This window comes from Sinorhizobium fredii USDA 205, assembly GCF_001461695.1.
Lineage (GTDB): Bacteria > Pseudomonadota > Alphaproteobacteria > Rhizobiales > Rhizobiaceae > Sinorhizobium > Sinorhizobium fredii.
In genome coordinates this window covers 175,366-197,975 of record NZ_AUTC01000035.1, presented here as the reverse complement: position 1 = coordinate 197,975, position 22,610 = coordinate 175,366, and the positions used below count along the sequence as shown (strand labels likewise).

The window sequence follows — 22,610 nt, the reverse complement described above, 5'->3', positions numbered from 1 at the left end:
CCCCTCCCGTCCTTCGAACGGTTGTCGAACCGGCTCTTATTCTTCTTGCGGCCGGCCTACTGTAGATCATTTCGGATTGAATCAACCGGAATTGATGCAATCGATTCCAGAGCTTCGAGCGGCACGGCTCAATACCGCTTTCACGCCCGCCCGGTCGAAGGCCCCCGATTACAGGGGGCCTCGATCTCGCGATCAGCCGAGCTTTCCGCCCCGCTGGAGCTGCATCATGAAGGTGTCGTTGGTGTATTCCGCCACCTGTAGCCACAGGAAGTAGTCCTTGCGGAAAGCCTTGATCGAACCCCAGATCTTTTTGAAGTTCTCGTTCTTCGCTTCCATTTCCGCGTAAGTGGCTTCCGCGGCCTCGAAGCAGGCAGTCAGGATTTCCGGGCTGTAGGGCCGCAACTTCGCACCGTTGGCAACGAGCTGCTTGATCGCCGTCGGGTTCAGGTGATCGTATTTCTGCAGCATGTTGGCGTCGGTCGCTTGGGCGGCGGTGCGGACCAGCGCCTGGTAGTTCTTCGGCAGTTCGTCGAACTTCGCCTTGTTGAACATCAGGTGCACCGTCGGGCCACCCTCCCAGAAACCCGGATAGTAGTAGTAGGGCGCAACCTTCTGGAAGCCGAGCTTCGCGTCATCATAGGGGCCGACCCATTCGGCCGCGTCGATCGTGCCCTTTTCGAGCGCCTGGTAGATCTCACCACCGGCAATCTGCTGCGGGATGACGCCGAGTTTGGCGACGATGGCGCCGGCAAAGCCCCCGATGCGGAACTTCAAGCCCTGCAGGTCGGCGACCGTCTTGATCTCCTTGCGGAACCAGCCACCCATCTGCACGCCGGTGTTGCCGCCCGGATAGACCACCAGGTTCTGCGACGCGAAGAATTCGTTGATGAGGTCGATGCCGCCACCATGATAGTGCCAGGCATTCATGCCGCGTGCGTTGAGCGCGAACGGAACCGCAGAGGCGAGCGCCCAGGTCGGATCCTTGCCCCAGTAGTAGTAGGCAACCGTATGGCAGGCCTCGACGGTGCCGGCGGAGACAGCATCGGCAGCCTGGAGACCGGGCACGATCTCGTTGGCGGCGAAGACCTGGATCTCGAAATTGCCGTCGGTCGCTTCGGATATGTGCTTGGCGAAGACCTCCGCGCCGCCAAAAATCGTGTCGAGCCCCTTGGGGAAGGACGACGTCAGGCGCCAGGTGACTTTCGGACTGCTCTGCGCGACGGCCGGCGACGCGAGCGCCGATGCAGCAGCCGCACCCAGCCCGCCGAGGCTCGCGTTTTTAATGAATGAACGGCGATCCATAGTTCCTCCCTAATTCCCGCCATGGCGGCTCCGGCGCGAAACAATGTCAGCGCCACCGCCTGTTGAGCCCTTTTCTCAGCCCGCTTCGGGCCATCGAAGGGTCTCGTTCCTCCTCGTCTCCGCCGGGCCAAACCCCAAGAAGGGTTTCGCAAATCGGACAACATCAACGCACCATACATAATAGCAAATACATGTCCAGCGGCGGCATTGAGCCGCCACCCCCCTACTTTTGTACAGGTCCTGGAAACCTTATCGGAATGCCTAAAATCGAGGCAAATCAAAGTATTCCGGTGCGGTCAGCGCTCGGCCGACGATGCCCAGAGATTGACATCGGCTTCACGGGCAAAGAGATCGATCTCCGCCAGTTCCTCCGCTGTAAACGAGTCGTTTTCGAGCGCCCTGACGCAATCGACGATCTGCTCGGAACGGCTTGCGCCGATCAGCGCCGAGGTGATGCGTCCGCCGCGCAGAACCCAGGCGAGCGCCATCTGCGCCAGCGTCTGGCCGCGCCGCTCGGCGATAGCGTTCAACTTGCGGATGTTGTCGATGATCGCCGGGCGGATGAAGTCCTTCTTGAGGAAATGGTTCTGTGCGGCGCGGCTATCCTCAGGGATGCCGTTGAGGTACTTCGTCGTCAGCATGCCCTGGGCGAGCGGCGAGAAAACGATCGACCCGATGCCAAGCTCTTCGAGCGTGTCGACGAGGCCATCATCCTCGACCCAGCGGTTGAGCATCGAGTAGCTCGGCTGGTGGATGAGGCAGGGCGTGCCGAGTTCCTTGAGGATAGCTGCCGCCTCCCGGGTGCGCTGCGAATTGTAGGAGGAGATGCCGACATAGAGCGCCCTTCCCGAGCGGACGATATAGTCGAGCGCACCGCAGGTTTCCTCGAGCGGCGTGTCCGGATCGAAGCGGTGGGAATAGAAGATGTCGACATAGTCGAGCCCCATGCGCTTCAGACTCTGGTCGCAGGAGGCGATCAGATACTTGCGGCTGCCCCATTCGCCATAGGGCCCGGGCCACATGTCGTATCCCGCCTTGGAGGAGATGATCAGTTCGTCGCGTAGGCCAGCGAATTCGGTCCTGAGGATCTCCCCGAAGGCAGTCTCGGCCGAACCGGGCGGCGGGCCATAATTGTTGGCGAGATCGAAATGCGTGATGCCGAGGTCGAAAGCCGTCCGGCACATGTCGACCTTGCGCTCATGCGGCGTGTCGTTCCCGAAATTGTGCCACAGCCCCAGCGAGATCGCCGGCAGCTTCAGGCCGCTCCGGCCACAGCGGTTGTATTTCATCGTCTCGTATCGGTTTTCCGCCGGTTGCCAGGCCATGGATGATGTTCCTTCGTTTCAAAGTCGGTGGTTTTGAATACCCCTCCCCAACCCCTCCCCACAAGGGGGAGGGGCTCGGTCGTCGCGTATGCCTCACGATCGGCGTCGCCTCTCACCAGTAACCCCGCAGCGCTGGGGATTGGTTATTACTTCCGGCTCTTAGACGGTGTGGAGCGGCGGTGCTGCGGGGCTTCCCTCCCCCTTGTGGGGAGGGTGGCCCGAAGGGCCGGGAGGGGGTTTCCGGTCAGCGCAGAAGCGCCTGCGCCGCCTCGATGCCGAGGGCCGCCGGCTGGGTGCAGGTCGTCGAAAGCGTCACGAAACGGCCCTCCTCGCCTGATTTCAGGATCGACACCATGACGTCGACGGCATGAAGGGCGCGATCGAGCGAGCAGCGCGCGTCGCGGCCTGTCAGGATCGCGTCCGCCAGGTCGGCGAGGCCGGCGGTGCGATAGTTGGCGATCGGGCCGAGCGGGTGTTCCCAGTTGTCGACAGCGAACGGATGGTCCCACATCTCCAGCGGCTGGATGTCCTTGCCCTGCCCGCTTGCTTCGACCGTGCCTCCGAAGAAATTCGGATCGGGCACGAACAATGAGCCTTCGGCGCCGTAGAGCTCCATGTGGGCGTGGCGGTGCGACCAGACATCCCAGCTTGCCGAAAGCGTGATCGTCGCGCCGTTGTGGAATTCGAGCAGCGCGTGGATGTTGGTCGGCGTCTTGACCGGAATCACCTCGCCCTTGCGCGGCTCACTGGTGATGGTGCGGGTTTGGCTCGCCATGGAAGAAAGTGCTGCGACGCGCTTTACCGGTCCGATGAGGTTGACGAGATTGGCGATGTAGTAGGGCCCGAGGTCGAGCACCGGCCCACCGCCCGGCAGGAAGAAGAAGTCCGGGTTGGGATGCCACATCTCCATGCCGGGGCTCATCACGTGGCAGGTCCCGGAGGTGATGCGGCCGATCTTGCCCGCGTCGATATGGGCACGGGCGAGCTGGTGCCCGCCGCCGAGGAACGTGTCCGGCGCCGAGCCGACCATCAGCCCCTTCGCCCTGGCGATCGCCCGCAGTTCCTCCCCCTGCTCGAGCGTCAGCACCAGCGGCTTCTCGGAATAGACGTGCTTGCCGGATTCGAGGATGGCCTTCGAAACCGGAAAATGCGCATCCGGGATCGTCAGGTTTACGACGATGTCCACTTCCGGATTGACGAGCATCGCCTCGATGCTCTGCGCGGTCACGTCATATTCGGCAGCCCGCGCCTCGGCGGCAGCCGGATTGATATCGGCGCAGGAGACGACCCGGATGCCCTTGAAGAGCGGCGCAAGCTTGAAATAGGTGGTTGAAATGTTGCCGCATCCGATGATGCCGACGCCAAGTTCTTTTGCCATGGAGGTATCCGCTCCTCAGTAGGATTGAATGGAAGCCAGCGAGCGCTTGGCGAAGCGTCGGAAGTCGCTGGGATTGTCGTGCTCGGCAATGAAATATTTGGCCGAGGTCTTGGAGAGCGCCTTGATGAGCGCCTTCCAGTCGAGGGTGCCCTGCCCGACATCCGCCCAGCCGTCCTCGCCTGCGTTGTCGCCCTTGGGGGCGATGTCCTTGACGTGGACCGCGGTGATGCGGCTGCCGTATTTCGAGATCCAGGCAAAGGGGTCGGCGTTGCCGCGCACGATCCAGGCGATGTCCGCCTCCCAGGAGAGTTCCGGGCCGCCGGCGAAAATCAGGTCGAGCGGCACCGAGCCGTCCGCCAGCGGGAAGAACTCGAAATCATGATTGTGCCAGCCGAAGTCGAGCCCCGCGTCGCGGAACGGCTTGCCCGCCGCCTGCAATCGCGCTCCGAAGGCGCGCCAGCCGGCCGCATCGGTCGGGCGCTGGTCGGGCATCAGATAGGGGCAATAAATGGCACGGATGCCGAGCGTCCTGGCGATCTTGAGCACCCGGTTCGGATCCGACTCGAGCATGTCGAGCCCGAAATGGGCGGTCGGCATGGCGAGTCCATGGCGATCAAGACCGCTCTTGAAGCCGGCGATCTCCCCGTCGGTAAGCGATGCGTAGAGCGCACCGTAGCCTTCGACCTGCGTATAACCGGCTTCACCGAGAGCGGAGAGCACTTCGGCAAGCGGCGGGAAGTTGCGGGCGCTATAGAGCTGGAAGCTGACGTCTTTCATTGAAAATCTCCTTGTGGGTTCGCGCGATTGGGGCTTCGCGGGAATGGGCGGAAGAGAGGCGGACGCGGCTGGCGCCGCATCCTTATCAGGTGGTGTTCACCGATGCGGAACCACGCGTTCTGGCGGGATGAAGCCTCATGTCGCTCAGCCCCTTCCCTGACAGGATTCGAGGTCATAGGCCGTGAAGCGCGGCACGCCGCCCGTTTGAAGCGGCTCCTTCGGCGTGAAACGGACCGTCTTCACTTCACCGTCGGTCAGGTCGAAGGCGTTGTCGGAACAGCGGCCCTCGACATCCGCCTCGACCATCACGTGCAGTGCGAGACCGGTCGCGGCCACGGTAAGGTCGAAACTGCCGTCCGGCCGCGGCGCCGCATCGAGCGTCAGCCCGGACGACGCGAGGTCGAGCGCCTTGTAGGTGCCATGCACGTAATGCCCCTCGCCGCGCATGCCATTGGATGCCTCGAAGGACCAGAAGAGGAGCGCATCCTGCGGAATGTCGCTCGCAGCGATGGCAACGAGCGTCGCCGCGCGGTCCGGAGAGCAAGAGCCCATCGCCGCCAGCAACGGACGGCGGCTGCCGTCGAGTGAGACGAGAAAGGCCTCGAGTTCGATCGTCACCGGTTCGGGCGTATCGTTCGCCACGGAGAAGGCGATCTCCCTGCCGTCCGGCCCCGGAATGGCGGCGACGGCGACCGGCTGGAAGAAGCGGCGCGCCATGTAGTGCATGGCCTTCCAATGGCCGCCATAGTCGAGGCTCGACCAGGAGGCGACCGGCCAGGTGTCGTTGAGCTGCCAGTAAAGCGTTCCCATGCAATGGGGCTTCAGCGAGCGCCAGTAGTCGACCGCCGTGCGGATCGCCAGACCCTGCTGGATCTGGCTCAGATAGACGAAACTCGGAAAATCCTTCGGGAAGCGGAAATAGCGGAACATGGTACCGGCGATCCGCTCGTTTCCGCCAGCATTCTTCTGATGCGCCTCCATCACCGGCGAGGCGATGTTTAGGTCGCGCGCCTCGGCGAACCGCCGGATGACCGGCATCGACGTGTAGGACTGGAAGCCGAATTCCGAGCAGAAGCGCGGCCGCACGGTGCGGTAATTGTCGAAGGACTTGTTCTCGTGCCAGACGGACCAGTAGTGCATGTCGCCGGCGCCATCGGCATGCCAGGCATCGCCGAAGTCGAGATAGCCGACCGACGGACTCGACGGCCACCAGATCGCCTCCGGCGAGGCCGCCTTCATTGCGGTCTCGACGGTTCGGTTCAGCCGGTCGTAGGATACGAGATAGCGGTCGCGATCCTTGCGGCTTTCCTCGAACCAGGTGAGTGCCCCGACCAGTTCGTTGTCGCCGCACCAGAGCGCGACCGACGGATGCGACGACAAACGCTTGACCTGGTACGTTACTTCCGCGGCAACATTTTCGAGAAAGTCCGGCGTCGAGGGATAGAGATTGCAGGCGAACATGAAGTCCTGCCAGACGAGCAGGCCGAGCCGGTCACAGAGATCGTAGAACCAATCCGGCTCGTAGAAACCGCCACCCCAGACGCGGATCATGTTCATGTTGGCATCGACGGCGGAGCGCAACAGGTCCTCGACGCGCTCCGGCGTGACGCGCGACATCAGCGCATCGGCCGGTATCCAGTTGGCGCCGCGGCAGAAGATCTCGCGGCCGTTGAGGCGGAGCGCAAAGCGGCTGCCGGCCGCGTCCTTGTCGGTGACGAGTTCAAGCGTGCGGAAGCCGATCTGCCGCGTGACGCTTTCCTCGGGGGTTTCCACCTTGAGGAGTGACAGCGCCTGCTCGCCGCTGCCCGCCGGCCACCAGCGCCTCGGCTCCGCCACGTTGAACACATGGGTGATGCGGGTCTCGCCCGCGGCAACGCTGCAGTCGAGGCGCTCGCGCAGGCCGTCTAGCTCGAAGTGGATCGGCAAGATGCCGGGATCGCGGGCATAGAGCTCGACCGTCACCTGCAGGTCGACAGACCCGTCCTCCAGCCAGACTTGGCGCGTCGTGATATGTTCGATCCGCGCCGTCTCCAGCCGGCAGAGCGCCAGCGAGCCATAGACGCCGAGCGGCGCGATGGCGATGTTCCAATCCCAGCCGAAATGGCATTGCGGCTTGCGCAGCATATTGCCGTTGGCGATCGGCGAGTTGCCGTCGTGATAGGGCACGTAAAAAGGCTGCGCCGCCTGGCGCCGCGCACCCTCGGCGATCGAGGCGTGGAGCACGACGCGAACACGGTTCTCGCCCGCGACAAGCGCCTGCGATACATCGGGCCGATGGCGGCGGAAGCAATTGTCCGCTTGCAAAACGAGCCGATCGTTGACGAAGACCGAGGCAACCGTGTCGATCGTCTCGAGATCAAGGTACCAAGAGCCTTCGAGATCGCCCGCATCGATGGAAACTGTGCGCTCGAGCACCCAGTCCTTGTGCGCCACCCATTGGACGTCGTCCTCGTTCCGCCCGCGATAGGGGTCGGCAATGATGCCGGCCCGTTGAAGCGCGCTGTGCACGTCGCCCGGAAGCGCAATGGTCAGCGCATGGCTGTTGTCCGCCGAAGCGAGCAGCCAATCGCCGGAAAGGTCGATGCGGATGGCGTCGCGGTTGATGATTTCGGAAGGCATTTCCACAGTCCATTCGTTGGCCGGCGGTTGGCGCAGGCTTTTTTTCGAGCGGAAGCCATCAGCCTCCGTCGGATATTCGTCAGAGACGGTTTTCCGAGACCGCGTCGAAGATCGAGGCGACGGCCATGTCGAAGGTGAGCCGTACCGTGCTACCCGGTGGATAGCGACGCTGGCCAGCGATGCGGACGGACATGGATTGGCCGGCAAGTCTCAGCCACAGAAGGTTGTCGGCGCCCATCGGCTCTTCGATGTCGACGACCGCCTGGTGCACCTCGTGCCCCTCCCTCGCCTCGTCGACCTTGACGTGCTCGGGCCTCAGGCCGAGGACCACCTTCTGGCCCGGCTGCAGCCCCGTGTGTGCCGGATAGGTCGTGACGTCGAAGGCGACATCGTTCACCCGGACGAAGCTGCGGCCGTCCTTGGCTTCCACCGCGCCGCGGAAGAAGTTCATCGATGGCGAACCGATGAAGCCGGCGACAAAGAGATTTTCGGGCGCGTTGTAGATGGTCATCGGGTCGGCAAGCTGCTGGATGACGCCGCTCTTCATGACGGCAATGCGGTCGGCAAGAGTCAGCGCCTCGATCTGGTCGTGTGTCACGTAGATCATCGTGTTCTTCAGCGACTGGTGCAGCCGCTTGATCTCGACACGCAGTTCGGATCGCAGCTTGGCGTCGAGGTTCGACAGCGGCTCGTCGAAGAGGAAGACGTCGACGTCGCGCACCAGCGCCCGGCCGATCGCCACGCGCTGCCGCTGCCCGCCGGAAAGTTCGGAGGGCTTGCGCTTCAGCAACGGCTGGATCTGCAGGATCTCCGAGGCGCGCTTGACGCGCTTGTCGATTTCAGGTTGCGGAATCTTGGCGACCTGCAAACCGAAGGAGAGGTTCTTCTCGACCGTCATCTGCGGATAGAGTGCGTAGGACTGGAACACCATGCCGATGCCGCGGTCCTTCGGCTCCTCCCAGGTGACGTTGCGATCCTTGATGAAGATCTGCCCGTCGGACACGTCGAGCAGGCCGGCGATGCAATTCAGCAGCGTCGACTTTCCGCAGCCGGACGAGCCGAGCAGGACGAGGAATTCGCCGTGGTCGATATCGAGATTGAGCTTGTCGAGAACCGTGACGGCACCGAAGTTCAGCGACAGATCCCTGACGGAAACACTTGTCATACTTGCTTATCCTTTCACTGCACCGGCTGCGATGCCGCGGACAAAGAGCCGTCCGGAGACGAAATAGACAACGAGCGGAACGGCTCCCGTCAAAATCGTTGCCGCCATGTTGACGTTGTATTCCTTCACGCCCTGCACCGAATTGACGATGTTGTTGAGCTGGACGGTCATCGGGTAATACTCCGGCCTCGTGAAGACGACGCCGAACAGGAAGTCGTTCCAGATGCCGGTGACCTGCAAAATCATCGCCACCACGAAGATCGGCAACGACATCGGCAGCATGATCTTGAAGTAGATGGTCCAGAACCCGGCGCCATCGACACGCGCCGCCTTGAAGAGCTCCTCGGGCAAGCCCGCGAAGTAATTGCGGAACAGGAGGGTCAGGATAGGCATGCCGAAGATCGTGTGCACGATGACGAGCCCGGTCAGCGTTCCGTAGACGCCCATTTCCCTGAGCACGATCACGATCGGGTAGATCATCACCTGATAGGGAATGAAGGCACCGACGATCAGGATGGTGAAGAAGAGCTCCGCCCCCTTGAAACGCCAGTTCGCAAGCGCATAACCGTTCACCGAGGCGACCGCGATCGAAATGATCGTCGAAGGTATGGTGATGCGGACCGAATTCCAGAAACCGCGGGAGAGTCCATCGCAGTTGAGACCGGTACAGGCCTCGGCCCAGGCCTTCACCCAGGGTTCGAAAGTAATCTCGAGCGGCGGCGCAAAAATGTTGCCGACGCGGATTTCCGGCATGCCCTTCAGCGACGTCATGATCATCACGTAGAGCGGCAGCAGGTAGTACAGCGCCACGACGATCAAGGTGCCGTAGACGATGATGTTGCGACGAGAGAGCCTGCGGCGCGGCTTGCGGCCGCTCGGACCGGCGGTGATCCGCCCGGGTCCCTTGTCATAGGCAGTGAGCGTGTTGTTGCTGGCGACCATGTTATCCACGCTTGCGGCCTCCTCCGAATTCCAGATATGCCCAAGGCACGATGATGATGGCGACGGTGATGAGCATCATGGTGGAGGCGGCGAAACCCTGGCCCAGGTTCTGGGCGAGGAACATGTAGTCGTAGACGTATTTGGCAGGAACTTCCGATGCGATCCCCGGTCCGCCGCTCGTCTGCGCCACGACGAGGTCGTAGACTTTGACGATACCGCTGGCGATGATCACCAGGGTGGTGATGAAGACGCCGCGCATCATCGGAATGATGATCAGGACATAGGTCTTCCACATCGGGATGCCGTCGACCCGCGCTGCCTTCCAGATGTCCTCGTCGATACCGCGCAGACCCGCGAGCATCAGGCACATCACGAGACCCGTCCCCTGCCAGAGCGCGGCGATCAGGATGCCATAGATGACGATGTCGGCGTCGTAGAGCGGATCGAAAGAGAAGCTCGTCCAGCCGAGTGAGCGCATGATCGACTGGACGCCGAACTGCGGATTGAGAAGCCACTGCCAGACCAGCCCGGTCACGATGAAGGACAGGGCGAAGGGATAGAGCATGATCGTCCGGAACGTGTTTTCGAAGCGGATCTTCTGGTCCATCAGCGCGGCGAGCACGAAGCCGATCACCAGGCTGAAGATCAGCGAGAAGAACCCGTAGACCGCGAGGTTCTGGATAGAAACGATCCAGCGCGGCGCCGCCCACAGCCGCTCGTACTGGTCGAGGCCGACGAAGGAGAGGCGTGGCAGCAGCTTTGAATTCGTGAAGGAGTAAACGACGGTCCAGATTGTGCCGCCGAGGAAGATGACCAAGGCCGTCAGGATCATCGGGATAGAGGCGATCTTCGCATTCAGGTTGCGCAGCCACTGGTTCGGTCTGGCCGAGCCACGTGTTAGAGCCGTCATGTTTCCTCCTCCGGAACTGCGACAATTTATGGCGGTGAGCGGCGCATTCGACGAACAAGCCGCGAGCGCCAACGCCGACCACGATCGTAGCCCCTGCCCTCGTCTACCGCTGCCGACGACGCCTCATGCGACCTCCGGCGCGGGTTTTGGGGCGAGGGCCCGGGCGACGGCCCCGCCGGAAGCGAGGCCGTCAACAGGCCGAGATCAATCCGCCGCGGCGATGATGTCCGCAAAGCGCTTCTGCGCGTCTTCGGGCGTCATGGACGGGTTTGCGAAGAACTCGGAGAAGAGGTCTTCTTTCTGCTTCTGGCTATCAGGTGACAAAAGCTGGTCTGTCCACTGGATCACGCTGCCCTTGGCGAGGATGTCCAGACCCTTCCTCATGCAATCATTGGCGGTTGCGAGATCCACGTCGCCACGCACCGGCAGCGAGCCCTTCTTCAGGTTGAAGGCAACCTGCGTCTCGGGCTTCAGCAAAGTCGATGCCAGCGCTTCCTGTGCCTTGGACTTTTCCTCGTCCTCGAGCAGCGGGAAGTAGAAAGCATCGCCGCCTGTCGCGAGTACCTCGTTGAGGCCGAGACCGGGAAGGCAGGTGTAGTCCACGCCGGCTTTCTGGCCCGCCACCTGGAACTCTCCTTGGGCCCAGTCACCCATGATCTGCCCGCCGGCCTTGCCGGTAATGACCAGATTCGTCGCCTGGTTCCAGTCTTGGACGTTACTGCCCTTCGCCATGCGGCGCGCATCGTCGGCTGCCTTGAAGACCTTGGCGATCTCAGGTCCGGCGGCAACTTCTTCGTCCTTCTGGGCAAAAACCTTCTCGAACACATCCTTGCCGGCGACCGCGACAATCAGGACGTCGAAGGCGCCGGACGACTGCCACGGCTGGCCGCCGAGGGCGAGCGGCACGATCCCGGCCTTTTCAAGCGCCGGTGCAGCAGCGACGAATTCGTCCCAGTTCTTCGGAACCGGGACGCCAGCCTGCTTGAAGGCAGCATTCGAAAGCCACAGCCACTGCCAGGAATGGATGTTGACGGGCGCGCAATAGATCTTGCCCTCGATGGTGCAGGAGTCGAGTAGGCTGGCCGGCTTGACGATCTCCTTCCAGTTCTCGCGCGTGGCGACATCGGTGAGATCGCGCATCAGCCCGGCCTCAACCAGTTCCTGCGCCTGGCGACCATGGTTGAACTGAGTGGCGCCCATCGGGTCGCCGCCGGTGATGCGGCTGATCATGATCGGTCGCGCCGTTCCGCCGGAGCCGGCGATCGCACCGTCGACCCATTTGTTGCCGGTCGCGTCGAACGCCTTCGCCAGTTCGGCGACCGCTGCGGCCTCGCCGCCGGACGTCCACCAATGGGTGACCTCCAGATCGGTTGCCTGAGCGACACCCAACGGTAGGGCGACAGTTGCGGCCAGAGCGCTGGCCAGAGAACGTAATTTCATGAGTCTCCTCCCTCACTGTAACGTTACCGTAAAAAACTTAGTTCAATCCATTTGTCGACGCAACACCCACAACGGATAATTCAAATTAATTATATCGCTGCATCCCCTGATTGTATCTACCAGCGGCCAGAACGGCTGCTTTGCAGCCTTATCCGAACAACGCAAATCTCCGAAGAACTACATATAATATATTGTTTTAAATACATAAACTAATATGAAATTGAGCCTTGCTGGCAGCCGACATTTCGCAGTCGCAGCATCGAGCGTCGCGCAGGCCGGATTCAACTCCCTGTTTAGTTACTTCGCACTGCAGCAACAAAAAGGCTCGACATTGTTACTGTATCGTTACAGATTTCAGGTCGCGATATCGCTCCACCCGATATGGTGCGTTCGGGCAAATCGTATATAACGCGGCAATTGGGATAGGAGACCGACTATCGCGAAGGTGCCGACACCGCAGCTGCGGTGGAAACGGTCGCTTTGGAGGTCCCGAACAAGCGGGCTTAATGGGACAAGCATGGAAGGCAGGACAAGGAACAGGCCGGCGGTGACGCCGCCAACCGAGGGCGCCAGGCCGACATTGAAGACGATCGCCTTCATGACCGGGCTCGGCATAACCACCGTTTCCCGCGCCCTGAAGGACGCCCCCGATATCGGCGCCGAGACCAAGGAGCGCGTGCGGCTGGTCGCCAAGCAGATCGGCTATCAGCCGAACCGTGCGGGGGTGCGCCTCAGGACCGGCAAGACCAATGTCATCAGCCTCGTCTTGACGCTTGAGGAAGAGATCATGGGCATCACCAGCCCGATGGTCATCGGCATCACCGAAATCCTCGCCGGCACCCCCTACCACCTAGTTGTGACGCCCTACAGTTCCTCCAAGGATCCGCTCGGTCCGATCCGCTACATTCTCGACACCGGCGCCGCCGACGGCGTGATCATCTCTCGAATGGAGCCGCACGACCCGCGCGTGACGCTGCTCACCGAGCGTCAACTGCCCTTCGCGACGCATGGACGGACCGAGATGGGGATCGTGCACCCCTATCACGATTTCGATAACGAACGCTTCGGCTATGAGGCCGTGCGCAAGCTCGTCGAGCGCGGCAGGCGCCGGCTGGTGCTGCTGGAGCCGCCGCCGCATCTCACCTTTCACTCGCATATGCGCACCGGCTTCGAACGTGGCCTCAAGGATTTCGGCGCGGAGTCGGTCAGCTTCCATCAGGTCAACATCGACTATAGCCTCGTCGCCATTCGTGACGCCTTCGAAAAGCTCATGGGCTCGTCCGACGCCCCGGACGGCATCGTTTCCGGCAGCGGCTCGGGAGCGATTGCACTGATTGCAGGCATCGAGGCGGCACGAAAGAAGCTCGGCGAGGACGCCGACATGGTCTCCAAGGTTCCGAGCGACTTCCTGCGCTGGCTGCGTCCGGAGGTCATGACCATGTACGAGGATATCCGCGTGGCCGGCCGTGAACTCGCCAGGGCCGTGATCGGCCATATCGAAGGGCGGCCAACCGAGACACTGCAGAGCCTCAGCCAGCCGGAGTTTCAGCCGCCTATGCAACGATAGCTGAAAATCTAGGAACGATCCCTTCGTCCGCCAGCTACCAGTGGCCCTGCCACCCCCCTTTGCGCAGACTTTCGCGTATCCGTTCGCGCTGGTCGGGATTGACGAAGCGCGAGACGAACTCGCCCAGTTCCTCTTGCCCGGCAGACGAGCTGCGGCTCATTTCGGCGACTGCTTGTTCGGCCTCACGCTGCCGCCCAAGCTCTGCCAGACAGCAGGCGAGTGCGCAGTGCGTCGAGGGTAGATCCGGCCGCTTGGCAGCGGCGTCGAGCGCCGGTTGCAGCGCCTTGTCGCTTTCTCCTGCGAGGAAATGTGCGAATGCCAGGAAATGCAGCCATAGGAATGCGAGTGGATCATGCGGGCTCAGGCGCAGTCCACGTTGAAGCGGCTCTGTGGCCAGGGCCGCGCGGCCCAGGAAGAGGCGTGACATGCCGAGCAGCATATAGCCGAGCGCGAAGCTGGGGCTGAGGTCGATCGATCGCTGGGCGGCCTCCATTGCCCGATTGAGCCTGCCCATGACGAAGCTCATAATGCCTACCGCGTAATGTGCATAGGGATCGGTTTCTGCGAGTTGTGCGGCACGCAGCGCCGCCTGCCAGCCTTCCGCCATGTCCCCCGCCGGATTTTCGCTCCACCGAAAGAACAGCGTTCCCGCGTTGCACCGACCGAGCCACGTATATCCTTCGGCAATGTCGGGGGCAGCCGCAATCGCCTTGCGAAACAGATCGCGTGCGCAGCGGTGCTCGGCCGGAGTGAACTGGTAGAAATGCCACATGCCGCGGAAGATCAGTTCCCAGGCCGTCAGATTCTCCGGCGCCTTACGCCGGACCCGCAGCGTCTCCGTTCGCAGCATTTCCGGCTCGATCGCGCCGGCAACGCGGTCGACGATCTCGTCCTGGAGCGCGAAGAGCTCCGCCAGGTCGCGGTCGTACCGCTCGGCCCAGACATGATGGCCAGTTTCGGCCTCGACCAGCTGCGCCGTGACACGAACCCGTTCGCTCGATTTGCGTGTGCTCCCCTCCAGCACGTAGCGCACGCCGAGTTCACTGCCGATCTGCTGAACCGTGGCGGCGCGGTTCTTGTAGGAGAAGCTCGAATTTCTCGCGATGACGAAAAACCAGCGGAACTTCGCCAATGCGGTGATGAGATCCTCCGTCAGACCGTCAGCAAAGTAATCCTGCTCGCCATCGCCGCTCATATTGACGAACGGCATTACCGCAATCGAGGGCTTGTCCGGCAAGGCCAGAGAGCCGCTCTGCAGTTCCGTCACGGGTACGGGCGGTTCCATGTTGGAGCGCACACGATAGGCGCGCACTGGCCGCGCGATGTTCTTCAAGGTCTTTTCGCCGAGGCACTCGCACGCGAAGCTGAGTTTTCCGGCGATCTGCTCATGCACCGAAGCAGAGATGCAGATGTGGCCCGGCTCGTCGAGCGTCTGCAATCGCGCCGCTATGTTCACGCCGTCTCCGAAGAGATCGCCGTCGCGGGCGATCACGTCGCCAAGATTGATGCCAATGCGGAAAACCATGCGGCGATGCTCCGGAAGATCGATGTTGCGGCGGCCGAGGGCTCGCTGGATGGCAACGGCGCAACGCACCGCCTGCACAGCACTTGCAAACTCGACCATGACGCCATCACCGGCCATGTTGAAAACGCGACCCCGGTGTTCGGCGACGAGTCCCGCGATGATTTCCTGATACTTGGTGAGTACGCTGAGCGTCGCCTCCTCGTCCTCCGACATCAGACGGCTGTAGCCAGCAACGTCGGCAGCCAGAACAACAGCAAGATGGCGTCCCTCTGCTCCTTGCGTCGGCACTGAGCTTCTCCCTCGCCCGCTCCGTGAAGCAAGTCTACACCTTGCCGGCCGCCTTCATCCAGAGGGCGGCACCAACGAGAAGCGCCGCACGTGAACATTGCCGCTCTGCAGCGAGTTTCACGACATCCTAGAGGACACAGCCGCACCTCGCCCAACGGGCATAGGAGACGATCTCGGCTCGCTTGCTGCGGCCGTCGCCGAGGAACTCATCGACGGCCGCAGCGACTTCGTTCGGTCGATATCGTGCCCAATGGCCGAGGCCGTGGAGTGCTGCCTCCTGACACGCAATCGCCTCGAGCCTCAGCGTTCGACGCATGACCTCGATCGCCGCCCTGTGGATCTGGTCGCAATCAGGATCGTCCGGGAGCGCCAGACATGGGAACTCGTCCCACCACATGTAACAGACGGTGTTGAGGGGAGCCGCGCCGGGTTCGTCGATGTGACCCAGCACAGCCGCGCAGCGCGGCGCGAACAGGCAGGCGAAGACATGCTGGATCGCCTCGACGCAGGCCAGCCGCGCCGCCGTGGGCGTGGATGTCTTGTAGAACCACCCGTTGTCCCCCGAGGCGCTCGTGCTCAGGAGGTAGGTGAACCCCTGGGCGATCTGCGCATCGGAAAAGCCGGCGAGCGAACGCTCGGTCGTCAAAAAGAGCCTCGTAAAGTAATCGACGGCGAGAAATGGCTCGGGATCCCACCACGGAGGGTCTTCATCGAAAAACCAAGCATTGCCGTGCGGCCGGATCGAGTGGCTGAACGCGTGCTCAAGCCAGTCATCATAGCTCAGGTCCGACACCGCAGGCATGGAAACCTCCCCTCTAGACGAGCCCGGGTCTGTCCGCCTGGCCGTGAGTCCACCCAACCTTCTCACGTGCCCATCGCGTGCGCCAGCCGCCTCACCGAGGTCCGCTTGTCAGTTCGCGCGCAACCGCGCAGACAGAGGCTAAGAACTGGAACGCAGATGCGCCGCCTTGTAGGCTACACCGTCGATTCAGGAATGAAGATGCAACCATCAGGAGGAAGATTGCCGCATGCCGCCCGTCAAGGTCGACCCCGATAAGGTGCGCGAGTTCGAGACCGCCGAGAGATTCTACAATTGGCTCGGCAGCCACCACGACAAGGAGGACGAAGTCTGGGTCAAGGTCCACAAGGTGGGGTCGGGGCTCAAGTCGATCACACCCAAGGAAGCGATCGAAGTGGTGCTCTGCTGGGGCTGGATCGACGGCGTGCGAAAGGGGCTCGATGAGAAGAGCTTTCTCCAGCGCTACACGCCGCGCGGCAGAAAGAGCACCTGGAGCCAAATCAACGTCGACAATGTCGCGCGGTTGATCGAAGAGGGTCGGATGACGGCGCACGGTCTCAAGCAGGTGGAGATGGCCAAAGCCGACGGCCGTTGGGACCGCGCCTACAAGAGCGGCAAGGACATGAAGATCCCCGACGATCTACAGGCTGCCATCGACGCAGAGCCCAAGGCCAAGGAGATGCTCGGCAAGCTCAGCGAGCAGAACCGCTTCGCCTTGGCCTTCCGCACCCACAACATGAAGACGGAAGCCGGTCGAAGGAAGAAGATCGAGACCTTCGTGGAGATGCTGAAGCGCGGCGCGACGATTTACCCGCAGCGCGAAAAATAAGCCGCATCGCAACAATCTGCCGGGCCGCGGCGGCCCTGCCGCAGTGCTCAATCTGTATATTAGAAAATTGTGATTTTGAAGAAGCGTCTCTTTGTGAGAGTGTTCTGTCAAAATCATAATAAGCAATCGCTCACCCAATATCGATGTCTCTACGGGGCGCTCAGTACGCGCGCTTCCCGACGCCACTACGCATGCCGTTTATCTTCCGTCACTGACGACTTGACCAGCAGGAAGGGTTGGCAATGGAAGCGAACTCATTCTTGCGGCTCGTCGGGACGCTTGCAGCTTGCGTGCTTTGGGGACCGCAGGCACATGCGGTCGATGTCGATGCCGCGGTCGTATTCGCGGTCGACTACTCTGCCTCGGTTGATCCCGAGGTCGCCGACATGCAGCGCAACGGACATGCCGCAGCGCTCACTTCGCCGGACGTCATTGACGCCATTGCGGGCAATCATCTCGGCTGCATCAGCATAACCTACTTCGAATGGTCGAGTCCCGGACGCTTACGCATGGTGCTGCCATGGACAAGAATCTGTGGGCTTGCAGATGCCGAGGCTGCTGCCCTTGTGATCAGGAAGAAGGGCGACACCGGCTTCGGCAGGAGGGGGCGAAGCGGGACATCGGTTTCTTCGGCCATCGACGTCGGATGCCTGCTGCTCGGTCAGTTCGAAGGCAAGGCGACGAAGAAAGTCATCGACATCTCTGCCAATGGCGAGAACAACGACGGGCTTCCTGTTCAGCAGAGCAGGCGGACGGCGATTGCGAAGGGATACACAATCAACGCAATCGTCATTCCAGCAGTGAATGAGAGCCCTCACTATCGACTGGCAGCCTATTTTACCGACCACGTCATTGGCGGCCCCCAAGCCTTCGTCATGACACCAGTTGCCCCGAGCGACTACGCCACGGCTCTGCGCCGAAAACTCGTGACTGAAATCAGCCTGAACTCCGGTGCATTCAGAAAAGTAACCTATTAGTTACCTAACAGCGCCGTGCGTCTTTTCAGACCCACAAAGGTCGCTGTAGCACTTTGAATCGCTGCATGTTTTTATCCTTAAAATCGAGTACGATTTAAGGAAACATGCAGTAGCGCAGCGTTCGGCAACCTGACCGTCGAAGTGAACGTCACCAAAAAGTGGCGCTGCTGGGAAATCGCCTGGCAGGAATCAAACGGGACGGCTTTGTCGGCCGCCCCGTATCTCCGGAGGACGTGTCTCCGTTAGCCGTTCAGCCCACTGCCCCACGGCCCGTGGTGGCTGTCGGCGCCGTCGATGCGGTCGAAGCCGTGGGCGCCGAAGAAATCGCGCTGCGCCTGGATGACGTTGGCCGTGCCGCGGCCGCGGCGGTAGCTGTCGAAATAGCCGAGCGCCGAAGCAAGCGCCGGCACCGGCAGGCCGCCGAGCACGGCTGCCGAGACGACGCGGCGGAGTGCTCCGTCGGTCTCTTTCACCATCGAAGCGAAGGCAGGCGTGACGATCAGGTTGGCTGCATCCGGCGCCTTGGTGAAGGCGGTGGTGATTTCGTCGAGGAATTGCGAGCGGATGATGCAGCCGGCGCGCCAGATCCTGGCGATCGTCGGCATCGGCAGGCTCCAGCCGAATTCCTTCGAGGCGGCCGACATCACAGCGAAGCCCTGCGCATAGGCGCCGATCTTGGCGGCCAGCAGCGCGTTCTCTAGGTCATTGATGAAGGCTTGCCTGTCGGCCACCTTGAATTCGCCGACCGCCGGCAGGCCGAGGATTTTTTCGGCAGCTTCGCGCTCTTCCTTCGCCGCGGAGATGCTGCGGGCGGCGACGGCCGCTTCGATGGCGGTTGCCGGCACGCCCATGTTCTGCGCCTCGATCACCGACCACTTGCCGGTGCCCTTCTGGCCGGCCTTGTCAAGGATCAGGTCGACAATCGGCTTGCCGGTCAGCGGATCGGCGGCCTTCAGCACCTTTTCGGTGATTTCGATCAGGTAGGAATTGAGCCGCCCCTTGTTCCAGGCACCGAAGACTTCGCCGATCTCCTGGGCCGTCATCTTCAGACCGTCGCGCAGGATGCCGTAGATCTCGGCGATCATCTGCATGTCGGCATATTCGATGCCATTGTGGATCGTCTTGACGAAGTGGCCCGCCCCGTTTTCGCCGAGCCAGGCGACGCAGGGATCATTGTCATATTTCGCAGCGATCGACGTCAGCACCTTCTCGACGCGGCGATAGGAGTCCTCGGTGCCGCCGACCATGATCGAAGGTCCATGGCGGGCGCCCTCCTCGCCACCGGAAACACCCATGCCGATGAAGGTGAGATCGCTGTCCTTCAACGCGTCGAAGCGGCGCATCGTGTCGCGGAAGTTGGCGTTGCCCGCATCGATCATGATGTCGCCCTTCGAAAGATAGGGCTTCAACGCCTGCATCTGCTGGTCGACCGGATCGCCGGCCTTGATCATGATGATGATCGGCCGCGGCGGACGGATCGCCGCGACGAATTCCTCGATCGTCTCACAAGGAACGATCTGCTCCTTGAGCGCTCCAGCTTCGGCATAGAATTTCCGCGTCGCATCAACCGTGCGGTTGAAAACGGCGATCTTGTTGCCTTTTTCAGCGATGTTGAGCGCCAGGTTCGATCCCATGACGCCGAGACCGATTAGGCCGATTTCCGCCTGTGACACGTGATTGCCTCCATTGGACAGGAGAGGCTGGCACCGGTCGCGATGGCCGTGTGCCGACCCCTTGAATTTGATCTGCGCATGCGGCGCACCCATCAGAAAAGCGACGGGCGAGACATGCAGCGACGGAGGCTGTTTTGGCACTCAAATCGATTTACGACAAGCCATTCCTGACAAAATCAACGCTGCTCCGGCTTGCCATCGCCATCGTCGAGCACGCGCCATGAGGCGCCGTCGAGATCCTCATACTGTCCGCTCTTCAGCGCCCAGAGAAAGGCCGCGAGGCTGAGGCCGCCGAGCAGCAAGGCAATCGGAATGAGATAGACGAGCGTGTTCACCGGGCGCTCCCTAGTGGTTGCAAGTGTGAGGCAACGTCCTCATCGGCCCTTGCGGACGAGAGGCTTCGCAATCTCAAGGCATTCGCGACGACGATCACCGACGAGGTAGACATCGCGATCGCTGCCACCAGCGGCGTCGCGTAACCGAAGATCGCGATCGGGACGGCGACGAGGTTATAGCCGATTGCCAGAGCGAAATTCTGCCGGATCAGCCGGCCGGCCCGACGCGAGATCTCGATGGCGAAAGGAACGGCACTCAATGGCCGATGCATGAAGATGAAATCCGCAGCCTGGCGGCCGACGTCAGCGGCCGTCGCCGGCGCCATCGAAACATGGGCGGCGCGAAGGACCGGCGCGTCGTTGATGCCGTCGCCAACCATCAACACCCTCCGGCCGCCCGCGGCGGCGGCCTCGACCTTGCCGCGCGGCGAGAGCTCGGCCCGCCAGTTGGCAATGCCGAGCCTGCTGCCGACCTCCGCCACGACCGGCTCGCGGTCGCCGGAAAGTATCCCTGTCGCAAGCCCCAACTCGTGCAGCGTTGCGATGCTCTCGCGCGCGGCGGGGCGGAGGCGATCTTCGAAGCGGAAGCAGGCAAGTTCCTGGCGGTCGAACGAAAGGACCGCTTCGGGCAATCCACCCGAGACGCCGCTGGCGCCACAGGCGAAGCTGCGGCTGCCGAGCCGATAGACCCCGTCTGTTGCCCTCGCTTCGATGCCCGCGCCCGGAATTTCGCGTATATCGCCTTCCAGATGAGAGCGGCGGGCCGCATGGTGCAAGGCGATCGCGATCGGATGGCGCGAATGCGCGGCGAGTGCCGCGGCGGTTGCCAACACGCCAGGCGCAATCTCATGCGCGTTGACAGGCTGCGGTTCGCCGACCGTCAGCGTCCCGGTCTTGTCGAGAAGTACCGTGTCGATCTCGGCAAGGCGCTCCATGGCCGAACCGTCCTTGACCATGACCCCGCCCTGGAAGAGGCGCCCGGCAGCAACGACCTGCACGACCGGCACGGCCAGCCCGAGCGCGCAGGGGCAGGTGATGATCAGCACCGCAACCGCAACCAGCATGGCATGGCGGACGTCACCCTCCACCAGCATCCAGCCGATGAAGGTCAGGAGCGCGAGCAGATGAACCGCCGGCGAATAGTAACGCGCCGCCCGGTCGGCGATGCGGCGGTAGCGGGCCCTGCCCCCTTCGGCGGCTTCCATCAGCCCCATGATCTCGGCGAGAAAAGAGTCCCGCGCCGCTGCGGTCGTCTCCAGGGTAAGAGGACCAGTAAGATTCAGCGTTCCGGCCTGGACGACATCGCCAGGGTCGACCGCGACGGGCGCGCTCTCGCCGTTGACGACGGAGCGATCGAGATCGCTGGTGCCCGAAAGCACGCGCCCGTCGACCGGGATTCGCTCGCCGGCAGCGATCATCAGGCGTTCGCCGGGCCTGATCTCGTCCACAGCGCGGTATTCGCGCGTGCCATCGGGGTGGACAACCGTCGCGCCGCGTGGCGACAGGCGTGCCAGGCCGCTGATGGCCGACCGCGCCCGCCCCCGCATCATGTGGTCGAGGGTACGGCCGATCAGCAGGAAGAACAGCAAAGTCACGGACGCATCGAACCAGGCATGCTCGCCGTGGCCGATCGTTTCGTAGAGCGACATGCCATAGGACAGCGTCACCGCCAGCGCGATCGGCACATCCATGTTGGTGCGTCCATGGCGAAGCGCGTTCCAGGCCGACTGGTAGAAGAAGCGGCCGGCATAGACCAGCGTCGGCGCGGCGATCATCGCCGAAATCCAATGGAACAGATCGCGGGTGGCCGCATCCGCCCCGGACCAGACGGAAACGGAGAGCAGCATGATATTGGTTGCCGCAAAGCCGGATACTGCCACGGCGCGGATCAATTGCTTGAGCAGGTCATCGCCTTCGTCTTCGCCGGATGAAAAGAGATGCGTCCGGTAGCCGCAAGCCGTGATCGCGCTGACGAAGTCGCCGGGATCGCTGCGGCGACCGCCAACCTCTTCCTTCCAGACGATCGACACGCGGCGCGAGGAGAGATTGACACGGGCTCGCTCGACCTCGGATCTGGCGCGCAGCGCACCTTCGATCGCCGCGATGCAGGCGCCGCAGTGGACTCCAGGCACGCTGAGGTCCGTCTGGCGCAACCCGCCTCCGAGGTTTCGGCTCGCAAGCCAAAGCTCTTCGGAGACGGGCTGCATTTGCCCCCCTTCGGCAACCACCACAGTGTCGACGCCAGCGGCGCAGCAGCTCATTTGCCTTCTCCCGGAGCGATGAAGCGGACGGCTTGGCGATGGACGACAGCGTCTCCCGAAATCGCCGTGAGGTCGGCGATCCATTGGCCGGGTTTCAGCTTTTCCGCCGCAAGAAATGCCCCCGCGCCCTGCCGATCGAGGTCGATCCGCAGATCCTCATGTTCCTCGACCGGCCGCTTGAAGGTGGCGACCACCCTGTCGATGTGTTTCGCCGGTTCACCATTCAGCGTGACCACGTAGCGGACGGCACCGGGCTCGGCCGTCAACCGGCCGGTAATGCCACTCGCCTCAAAGGCGCGGGTCTCGGCGACCTTGCCGTTGAACTGCTGGCTGGCGACATAGCTGTTCGCGACGACGAGACCGCTCCAGCTCCGGCTGGCGTTCCACGCCATGACGGCATTGACGGAGATGATGGTACCGAAGAACAAAGCCATCACCGCAATCATGTGCCAACCGGTGAATTGACGCTGTTTGCTCAAATGCTCGCTCATGTGCGCC

Annotated in this window: 18 protein-coding genes; 3 read left to right on the top strand and 15 right to left on the bottom strand. The window is 62.3% G+C overall.

From position 1 onward, the window contains the following. Nucleotides 1-192: 192 nt before the first annotated feature. From N181_RS05605 to N181_RS05565, 9 genes are all read right to left on the bottom strand, one after another. Nucleotides 193-1,302 carry a TRAP transporter substrate-binding protein gene (locus N181_RS05605; RefSeq protein ID WP_014328665.1) on the bottom strand — a complete coding sequence of 370 codons (1,110 nt, stop codon included), beginning with the start codon at nt 1,300-1,302 and terminating at the stop codon, nt 193-195. Between the two features lie 296 nt (nt 1,303-1,598). Then, nucleotides 1,599-2,627, bottom strand: coding sequence for an L-glyceraldehyde 3-phosphate reductase (gene mgrA / locus N181_RS05600; RefSeq protein WP_037395477.1), 1,029 nt, complete (start codon nt 2,625-2,627; stop codon nt 1,599-1,601). A 244-nt stretch (nt 2,628-2,871) separates the two neighbouring features. Then, entirely contained in the window at nt 2,872-4,005 is a 1,134-nt protein-coding gene (locus tag N181_RS05595) for a Gfo/Idh/MocA family protein (RefSeq protein ID WP_037395475.1), read from the bottom strand. A 15-nt stretch (nt 4,006-4,020) separates the two neighbouring features. Then, complete coding sequence (locus N181_RS05590; protein ID WP_037395473.1) at nt 4,021-4,782, bottom strand: sugar phosphate isomerase/epimerase family protein; 762 nt, start codon at nt 4,780-4,782, stop codon at nt 4,021-4,023. 144 nt (nt 4,783-4,926) lie between these two features. Beyond that, nucleotides 4,927-7,401 carry a beta-mannosidase gene (locus N181_RS05585; protein WP_037395471.1) on the bottom strand — a complete coding sequence of 825 codons (2,475 nt, stop codon included), beginning with the start codon at nt 7,399-7,401 and terminating at the stop codon, nt 4,927-4,929. Nucleotides 7,402-7,480: 79 nt separating this feature from the next. Continuing rightward, complete coding sequence (locus N181_RS05580; RefSeq protein ID WP_014328670.1) at nt 7,481-8,566, bottom strand: ABC transporter ATP-binding protein; 1,086 nt, start codon at nt 8,564-8,566, stop codon at nt 7,481-7,483. Nucleotides 8,567-8,572: 6 nt separating this feature from the next. Then, entirely contained in the window at nt 8,573-9,508 is a 936-nt protein-coding gene (locus N181_RS05575; protein WP_086018614.1) for a carbohydrate ABC transporter permease, read from the bottom strand. Between the two features lies 1 nt (nt 9,509). Then, the gene (locus N181_RS05570; RefSeq protein ID WP_014328672.1) at nt 9,510-10,418 is read right to left on the bottom strand and encodes a carbohydrate ABC transporter permease; all 909 of its coding nucleotides are present in this window, start codon (nt 10,416-10,418) and stop codon (nt 9,510-9,512) included. A gap of 204 nt (nt 10,419-10,622) precedes the next feature. After that, nucleotides 10,623-11,858, bottom strand: coding sequence for an ABC transporter substrate-binding protein (locus tag N181_RS05565; RefSeq protein ID WP_014328673.1), 1,236 nt, complete (start codon nt 11,856-11,858; stop codon nt 10,623-10,625). A 517-nt stretch (nt 11,859-12,375) separates the two neighbouring features. Between N181_RS05565 and N181_RS05560 the strand changes: the two genes are divergently transcribed. Then, nucleotides 12,376-13,425 (top strand): LacI family transcriptional regulator, encoded by a 1,050-nt coding sequence (locus N181_RS05560; protein WP_014328674.1) that lies wholly within the window; start codon nt 12,376-12,378, stop codon nt 13,423-13,425. 34 nt (nt 13,426-13,459) lie between these two features. Here the strand turns inward: N181_RS05560 and N181_RS05555 are convergent, their stop codons facing one another. After that, a complete protein-coding gene (locus N181_RS05555; RefSeq protein WP_050984050.1) occupies nt 13,460-15,238 on the bottom strand; it encodes an adenylate/guanylate cyclase domain-containing protein in 1,779 nt (592 codons plus the stop codon). Nucleotides 15,239-15,365: 127 nt separating this feature from the next. Continuing rightward, nucleotides 15,366-16,040, bottom strand: coding sequence for a hypothetical protein (locus N181_RS05550; RefSeq protein WP_014328676.1), 675 nt, complete (start codon nt 16,038-16,040; stop codon nt 15,366-15,368). Nucleotides 16,041-16,266: 226 nt separating this feature from the next. Between N181_RS05550 and N181_RS05545 the strand changes: the two genes are divergently transcribed. Then, nucleotides 16,267-16,866 carry a YdeI/OmpD-associated family protein gene (locus tag N181_RS05545; protein WP_037395469.1) on the top strand — a complete coding sequence of 200 codons (600 nt, stop codon included), beginning with the start codon at nt 16,267-16,269 and terminating at the stop codon, nt 16,864-16,866. Between the two features lie 242 nt (nt 16,867-17,108). Further along, nucleotides 17,109-17,843: a DUF1194 domain-containing protein gene (locus N181_RS05540; RefSeq protein ID WP_037395467.1), complete on the top strand. Its 735-nt coding sequence runs from the start codon at nt 17,109-17,111 to the stop codon at nt 17,841-17,843. Nucleotides 17,844-18,085: 242 nt separating this feature from the next. On the opposite strand, the gene gndA is transcribed toward N181_RS05540, so the two are convergent. From gndA to N181_RS05520, 4 genes are all read right to left on the bottom strand, one after another. Next, complete coding sequence (gene gndA, locus N181_RS05535) at nt 18,086-19,516, bottom strand: NADP-dependent phosphogluconate dehydrogenase (protein ID WP_037435699.1); 1,431 nt, start codon at nt 19,514-19,516, stop codon at nt 18,086-18,088. Between the two features lie 176 nt (nt 19,517-19,692). Next, a complete protein-coding gene (gene ccoS / locus N181_RS05530; RefSeq protein ID WP_014328680.1) occupies nt 19,693-19,851 on the bottom strand; it encodes a cbb3-type cytochrome oxidase assembly protein CcoS in 159 nt (52 codons plus the stop codon). Further along, entirely contained in the window at nt 19,848-22,112 is a 2,265-nt protein-coding gene (locus N181_RS05525) for a cation-translocating P-type ATPase (RefSeq protein WP_060563286.1), read from the bottom strand. The genes ccoS and N181_RS05525 overlap by 4 nt, the downstream gene beginning before the upstream one ends. After that, a complete protein-coding gene (locus tag N181_RS05520; RefSeq protein ID WP_037395453.1) occupies nt 22,109-22,603 on the bottom strand; it encodes a FixH family protein in 495 nt (164 codons plus the stop codon). Before N181_RS05520 ends, N181_RS05525 begins: the two co-directional genes overlap by 4 nt. Nucleotides 22,604-22,610 lie beyond the last annotated feature (7 nt).